Genomic DNA, 7,688 nt, shown 5'->3' with positions numbered 1-7,688 from the left:
GGAGGGAATAAGTGTGGGTATAATCATTTTGTAGTTACTTGTTTAAATAGACCATAATTTAAATTTTGATCAAACTAAATTAATCAATTTACTTTATTTTTATCTATTTAACATAATGGGCATTATACGAAATGCATTTTAAAAAGTTATTATTTATCAAATATTTAAACTCAAAAATCCAAAACCAAAAAGATCAAAAAACGCACGTTTTAACAACTCGTGTGTTTTTTAAGCAAATCTGTAATGTTTAGCCAATAAAATCGGCTAAAAAACGCTCAATTTTGGCATTTTTGTCCGGTTATCAAGATTCCAGAATATGAAATTATCCCCAATTTCTGCGGATAAACCTGGGACAGTTTTTAGCCGGTCTTGTACGTATATGCTCACAACAATTCCGGTCCTTTGCGGCTGTCCAGGTGCCTGGAATTTTTCTATAATGGATTCATCAGGAACAGGAAGTTCTACACAATAATAAGAACAACGATACGCACAAGGACTGTAAGGTACGACAGGAGTTATACCGAGCGAACCCATACGAAAAACCCCGGCAGGATGCCGGGGTTTTTTATTATCTAAACTTTTTAAATTAAGGTCGGATGAGCGTCTAGAATACGAATTAAAGTCGCTGCAGGGCCAGTCGGATAGCGACGGCCTTGTTCCCAGTTTTGTAGAGTTCTCGCGCTGATATGCAAACGTGCGGCAAACTCTGTCTGGGTTAAGCCAGTTTTCTCACGTACCTCTTTAATGTCAGGTAATTCAAGTTCTGTGACTCGACTGGCCTTTATCTCATTACGTTTGATGGCACCAGCTTCTTTAATTGAAGCAACCAGGTCATCAAATAAGTTGTTATCCATGAAATTGCTCCTTTACTAATTGACGTAGGATCGAGGTTTCTTTATCTGTCAGATTATCTTTCACAGATTTTGGATAAGCCACCAGGAAAAAGATCTGATCATCTTCTGTGACCCAATAATAGATCACACGGATACCGCCACTTTTGCCTTTATTACCCTGAGCACAACGTACTTTACGAATTCCACCACCATTCTTGATTAAGTCGCCCCTATCAGGCTGTACCAAGAGATCTTGCTGAAGCTGACGATACTCTTCATCACTCACAAGCTCTTTGATTTGCTTAGTAAAAATACTGGTTTCAATGAATAACATAGGTTTAAGTACGTCAGTGGCGTATAAGAATTTTAGCAGTTTTAGAACGAAAAAACGAGAGCTGTAGACTCTCGTTTCGGAGTTCTTCGTATAATGACTTTTGCTGTAGTTCAAAATTCTACAGATTAGACAATAACTATTATAGTTCTACTCTACCTCTAATCATCTTCTATCCAGCATCGCAATATATACATAGATGTCATATAGACACCTATGCACGTTCTCTGCTTGTATGAAATCGTTTTTTGTGGGTAACCCTGCCCGTTCATTCACGTACAGCTATTGCATTAACTGTACGTTATTAATTTCAACTCTGGGACTGAATTCAACGGATATGTTCAGGTTCACTGTAATAACCGCTGATGATGCCATTAACGCCAATATAAAATTTTTAAACTTGCTCATTCCTGAAATTTCCAATTTGTACTTGTAGAGTTATTACGGCTGAAAATGTATTTCTCTTTGCTGTGTAATATCGAACCCTACAGGGGGATGCTTCAAGAATGAGGAATTCTAAAAACGTTTAATACAACTGGAAACTGTGTAAATGGGTTTTCACAAGACACAAAAAACCGCCTGCACCAGCAAGCGGTTCATGTGACTTTATCGCAAAACAAAATCAGCGATCTGCAAGAGATCAGCGACTAAGCTAATCAATTGCAGGACGTAGAATACGAATGTATTCATACAATGCCCTCCATAGTTGGGGCATTGCTATCGGCCAACCGATAAGGTTTAATAAGAGTAACCTTTAAGGTGATTATCACCTTAAGATTCTCAACGACAGCAATGCGTTGGAAAACTGCTCCCTTTCGTCGTCGACCAAAATTTCGATTGGGGGCAGTGGCTTTTGTATCAGTAAACTTCGCTGCATTTAATCCATAAGTCATAAAAACGATGTCAAATAGACAACAACGAACAATTAAAGATCCCTTAATATCAACTACTTTGCAGGAAAATACGGGGTAGATCAATATTGACATTTAGTTAAAATTTTTTGACCTTGCATACTTTTCAAAATCAAAAAAAAAGCTTTTTTAAAGCTTTGCCGTAAACACTTACACCATAAGGCTTTTATTGATAAATCAATGAAATATGTTCTTATAGATAACATTGTGGATAACTTATTAAAGAGATAAATTCTATCCGGATTAAGTAATAATTTAGTTAGTATTGATTCTCACCGATCTTTTTCTCAGCTCACTAGGCCTCTGTCTAATCCAATACCGCACGTATAACACGTCCAAATAAGCTACGGCGTTTAGGTTCAGGTGTCTGTACCTGTTCACTCGCCCGATTCTCCGCCATTGCCGGAACAGGTGAATTAGGCTCTTCCATTACCGGATCTACTGCGTGATTACCATTTACTGAATCCGCTGACTGTTGAGGTTGTTTAGGAGCGCCAAGTAACAATTGAAGCGAATATATCTGCTCGTCTTTAGCCTGTAGCTGTTCTCGTTGGAACACTTCACGTTCCTGGGCTAATTCCAACTGTTTTTTGAGCATGTCTACCTGTTGTTTCAGAATGTCTACTTCTGCCGACTTTTGTACCGTTGAAGGCTGTAATTGGGTGACATTTTCGTTACTTCTCTGAGACGGTTCACCAAAGACACGAATAGCTTCAGCTAAGTCAATTTTTCCGTCGCTATTCTTGCTTAAATCGCCTTTGTTTATACGCTTGTAGATGCTTTGTCGGTTCATGCCATACAGTTTGGCAAGTTCGATAACAGATAGTGCTTTCATCGTTGTAATTGTCTTTGTCTACTTTGTAATGAGGTTACATGAAGGTGATATGTACCGCTATACAATCAGGTATGTTTAATATTATTAGCTAAACTATTTACCCGTGCTTCAATAGTTAAAAACATTGTCGTTGCAAACATTCCAGTAATGAAACAAACAACCATATATTTATAAAATAGCTTCTCTTTATGCTCATCAATTAAGGATTCTGTAACTTCAACATGATTAGCAATGAGATCTAGAATAATCCCACTCTTTAATCCTAAAAACGTTAGAATCCCAATAAGCCCTGATCCTAAAAGTATTCGCATATGATCTAAAATATGGTCATTCGAAGCTAAAAGTAGACGAGTAATAGAACCTATAAAGGCAGCTATAAAAGCCGGAATAGCGTAAACAAAAATATTGAAACTCATATTCAATGCAAAAAGTACATCCTCATGTAAAGTAAAAATTCCCTTAAATTGAGCTTGCCCCAAAGAAAAATAGATTCCCGCCAGAGAACCTATAAAACCATATAAAAGAATAGCTAAGACATAAAGACGCTGGCGTCGTTGTTTAGCTAACTCATATAGTTTTAAATCAGCCAAAGAAGGCTTATTTGAATTATTTAAGTCATCAACAGATGGAATATCCATAAGAAATCCTAAGAAAGAAAGGCTGTTATCTGATAAGGCTATTGTTACACCCCATTAAACCATCGAATGATAGTTATTCTTGAAACATTAAGTTGCTTAGCAATCTGTGTGTTGTTCATACCGCTAGCCTTCAATTGCATAGCTTGTTCACGCTTCACAGCATAAGTTTCACCTTTTGCTTTACCGCCCTTAGCCCCACGTTCCGCTTGTATAGCGCTGAAATCTCCGTAGCTAAACCGTTGCCAAACCCACTTTGCAATACTTTTAGCTGTCGCTTTAACTTCACTATACGGTAAAGGCTGCTCAAAACCGTTATTAATCGCTTCTATTTGCTCTCTGACGGCTCTTTCCCACTCATAGCTAGAGTTATAGTGTATATAGTCTCTAATCGCCTTATACGCCCAATGACGGCCTTTCTCGAACATTGTAACGTTACGTCCTAAGCCGACAACTTCCAGCTTTTTAGGAATACGTTTTGGAAGGTCTACGAAGTCCGCCAGGTAATCCAGTGAATAGGCCTGATCAGTCCAAACTGTTGTGCGCCATTGAGGATGAAGTGGGTTCTTGGTGATTAGGTGTGAATAGTTGAGATCTGCGCCCATTTTCAACGCGTAAGCATAGTAAACAGCTTGGGCATACTTGATTGCTTTGATGCTTGCAAACTCGCTTGTACAAAGAGGTATTTCGAGCTTGTAGCAATGATGGCAGCGACCATTATCCGAGTTCTGTGTTGTCCATAATGGTGCAGGAAGATTAGCATCAAACCATGACCAAGCCGCGTCCTCTTTGTCATCGTCAAAGACAAAGTAAATCGTCATCAAAGGGGGATTGATTTGGATATAAGGCTTTTTAACCGCAATGGATTTTGTGCGGATGAGCATGAAGCCAGGCTTTTCGTCCATGCAATATGGCTTATGAGGCAAGTTCTCGAATAGATCGAGTTGCTGCTGTACTGGTATTCCTGCCTTAAAATTAGTCAGCGCTGAGTGACTTTTTGTATTTTCCATGCTTTTAGCTATTGGCTAAATCCGCATGTGCCTGTAATATGGTTTTCAGACACAAAACGGATTAATCCCCTGATTGTTGTTTAAGGATACAAGCCCCGATTGATGACTTTCCGCCAAGTTAGAACATCATCGGGGCTTTTTCATTTCTGTAGTTTTAACATAATTAATCGTTCCCTGTAACTCCTTGTTTTTTGATTTTGCTTCTAATCTGCCTAAAGTTACATAGAAAGTGAGGGTTATTCTTCAGACAAGGATATTTCAAGAAAAACTTCACGCGATGCACACCGAATACATAGAGCTGGAGTCATTTTTCTAGGACTTCGCTCATTTTTATACTTGACCGAGTTAATGGACGCCCGAATTTTACTTTAACTTCTCTCGAACCTTTCTTTAATCAACTGATCATTTGTTTACTTAGATCAATATCTAATTAGATACAGCTTCATTTGTACAAAAGTACATTTGCGCAAATGCGTGTTTATATGAAAGTACTTTTATATAAATGTACTTTTGTGCGTTCGTATCTTTCTTTGTCTACTTGTCTATCTGTCCCTTTGTGTCTTTGTCTATCTGTATATTTAAATATATGGAGTAATAAGTTATTAGGCAGAGAGCTTATAAGAGGAATGGCTGTAGATACCGCTATATAAGCGTTTGATTAGGATAAACGAAAAAAAAGGGATGATTTTTTTCACCCCTTTTTTTACGAAATTGATTATTTTTTAAACTTGTTGCTTAGGTTTTTAAAATGGTCTTTTACCACCGTATTCAGCTCTGCATAACTTTCAACTAATGGGGATAATCTCCGTTTATTGCGGTTGCTGTCGTAGTACTCTTGCTGTTCCAGTCCATAGGGTTTAACGAAAGCATAGCTCGCATATTGCTTAAGGGTTAAATGACGTTTGAGCTTAGTGAACTTAAATGATTTTGCCCTACTTATTATTACCTTTGCCAATGTTCCAACTGTAGCCCCATGTAATTCTGTTTCTTTAAAATTTATTTCGAATCGAACACGGTGCTGATCTTCAGGTAATACTTTTCCTCCGTCATCAGTCTGCTTGAGATACCCGTGATAGTAGATTGAGTCCTCTCTGTCATTTATACCAATGTTGCTATTGCTGCCCTTATCACAACCGCCATGTTGGATAATCTGCAAAAACTTACTGTGAAGGAGAGGTGCCTGTTTTTTATGTTTGTCTTTTTCGCTGAGCTTCACAAACCGTACATGCTTCTTTTCTTTTCCAAACAGACGAATATTATGCGCGTTCTCACGAAGCAATACCGACTTAAACAGAGCTATTAACAAGTCATCACGTGCGTTGTAGAAGTCTAATGCCAACTCCATTTGGGTTACTTTGAGACGGTTTACATCGTAGTCTTTAATATAATGTCTTAGCGGATCTAAACGGGCCTTTAAATCCTTGAGATTTATCACGTCATATAGGTGGACCGTAAATCGTGTGCTCATCTCACTTTGCTGATTATGCGGTCTGATATAGCTTGCTTTTTTCGTGTGCTGGGTAAGGTATTTCTTAATATCGCTATACCTTTGGGGTTCATCTGTTTCGAACTCCACATGCAAAAAATCAATGCAAGGCTTAATTTTCACCTCCATTAATTTAAAGTCATAAGAGGCAACATTCCCCCATATCCATTGATCAAATAAGGTCTGCTTTCTCTCGTTTTCATAGTGATTGAAACGCTTTCTGAGAAACTCTATATCTGCTGAATGACCTACTAGATTTGCGGTAGGCTTAAAGTAAGTGCTCATTGTCCGCCACCAATGAATAGAAATGATTAGTGAGCGGTGACTTATCTTCATCCAACCACTCACAGTTCAATCAAACTCAACTATATTGTTGTAATAGGATTACCAATCTAAGAGAATAATAGAGAACTAGATTTTGCTTGAGAGCGTTTATTATCCGGCATGTAATTAATATCTACTTCACGAATGGCTGCCAACTGCTGCTCAAGGAATTCTTTTGCTTGTTCAAGAGTTAAGGCAATCACACAAAATGGCTTATAAAGCTCAATCTGAATTTCTTTGTGAGATGGAGACTCATCTGTAGAAATTTCATAGACCGAAGCTCCATACCATTCATGACCAAACTCTTCACATGTCTCGGGTTGTATTTTTCTTTTAAGCTCCAAATATTGGCCAAGCTCAGCTAATGTAAATTTGGGTGTTAGTGTCTGCATTAGGCAATACTCTATAAAAAGGTACCCTTTTATTTTAGTCAGCTCTGACTTATTTCTTTCTCTTTCTGTATTACTTGATCAAATTACATTCAAAATTTGCTAGATTTTGTTCTGTTTTGTGACGCGATAAACTGTAGCTATTCCGCAACCTACAGCTTTGGCGATTTCTTCTTTTGTCATGTTTCCAGCTGCCAGCAACTGCTTAATACGCTCATGCTTAGCTGTGTTGGCTTTCTTTCCTGTTGGCTTGTAACCGGAACGTTCTAATCCTTGTTTGATGCGTTCTCTCCTCTTGTCGTTGTCTAACTTTGCCATAGTTGCAAGTAGGTCAATCAACATTGCGTTAATGACGTTCAGTATCTCTCCTGTCATGCCACTATTGACTACATGAGTCGTTGGTAGATCCGCAACTACCAAGCGCAATCCCTTGCTCTTGATTTGTTGCTTAAGAACTTCAAAGTCGGCTTGTTCTAATCGCGATAATCTGTCGACCGATTCCACAAGCAGAATGTCACCTTGCTTTGAATCGTTTAGAAGTCTAGTGAGGATAGGTCGATTCAGCTTTGTTCCACTTTCGTTCTCGATGTATTCAACATATTCAGCGCTATAGCTTTTGCTGAACTCGATCAAGTCACTGAGCGCTCTTTCAGCGTCTTGCTCTTTCGTTGATGCACGAACATAAATGCGAACTGCCATAATCGACCACCTATCAAAAAGACTTAAAAAACCAAGTACAGTGATAATACTATCATTTAATAATATTTTATAGTTTATTGACAGGTTTTTTATCATTTAACTTTTTTATTATTTATGTATAGTTTAATGATAGGTTGTTTAGATACTAAATGCGTTAATGAAAACTAATAAAATCCGTGAAACATTGCTCAAGTATTAGGCGTGGAACGCGACAAATCATTAAAAAAGTCCAGAA

The 7,688-nt window shown here is 38.0% G+C and carries 8 protein-coding genes; all 8 read right to left on the bottom strand.

Translation table 11 applies throughout. The annotated features are described in order from the left end of the window. Window positions 1–581: 581 nt before the first annotated feature. The 8 genes from nadS to ACE01R_RS17150 all read right to left on the bottom strand — a co-directional run bounded on the left by nadS (window position 582) and on the right by ACE01R_RS17150 (window position 7,453). Entirely contained in the window at window positions 582–854 is a 273-nt protein-coding gene (gene nadS, locus ACE01R_RS17185) for a NadS family protein (RefSeq protein ID WP_395552713.1), read from the bottom strand. After that, entirely contained in the window at window positions 847–1,167 is a 321-nt protein-coding gene (locus tag ACE01R_RS17180; RefSeq protein ID WP_016807108.1) for a type II toxin-antitoxin system RelE/ParE family toxin, read from the bottom strand. The genes nadS and ACE01R_RS17180 overlap by 8 nt, the downstream gene beginning before the upstream one ends. Before the next feature lie 1,215 nt (window positions 1,168–2,382). Continuing rightward, window positions 2,383–2,910: a plasmid replication DNA-binding protein gene (locus ACE01R_RS17175; protein WP_395552712.1), complete on the bottom strand. Its 528-nt coding sequence runs from the start codon at window positions 2,908–2,910 to the stop codon at window positions 2,383–2,385. Between the two features lie 65 nt (window positions 2,911–2,975). Next, window positions 2,976–3,548 (bottom strand): hypothetical protein, encoded by a 573-nt coding sequence (locus tag ACE01R_RS17170; RefSeq protein ID WP_395552711.1) that lies wholly within the window; start codon window positions 3,546–3,548, stop codon window positions 2,976–2,978. A gap of 44 nt (window positions 3,549–3,592) precedes the next feature. Then, entirely contained in the window at window positions 3,593–4,555 is a 963-nt protein-coding gene (locus ACE01R_RS17165; protein WP_395552710.1) for a replication initiation protein, read from the bottom strand. Between the two features lie 715 nt (window positions 4,556–5,270). Then, window positions 5,271–6,326: a hypothetical protein gene (locus ACE01R_RS17160; protein WP_395552709.1), complete on the bottom strand. Its 1,056-nt coding sequence runs from the start codon at window positions 6,324–6,326 to the stop codon at window positions 5,271–5,273. Between the two features lie 107 nt (window positions 6,327–6,433). After that, the gene (locus tag ACE01R_RS17155) at window positions 6,434–6,757 is read right to left on the bottom strand and encodes a hypothetical protein (RefSeq protein ID WP_395552708.1); all 324 of its coding nucleotides are present in this window, start codon (window positions 6,755–6,757) and stop codon (window positions 6,434–6,436) included. A gap of 99 nt (window positions 6,758–6,856) precedes the next feature. Continuing rightward, on the bottom strand, window positions 6,857–7,453 hold the full coding sequence (locus ACE01R_RS17150; RefSeq protein ID WP_395552707.1) for a recombinase family protein: 597 nt from the start codon (window positions 7,451–7,453) through the stop codon (window positions 6,857–6,859). Between the last annotated feature and the right edge of the window lie 235 nt (window positions 7,454–7,688).

Source organism: Acinetobacter sp. BSP-28 (assembly GCF_044130285.1).
Classification (GTDB): Bacteria; Pseudomonadota; Gammaproteobacteria; order Pseudomonadales; family Moraxellaceae; genus Acinetobacter.
This window is presented reverse-complemented; position numbering and strand designations above follow the sequence as displayed.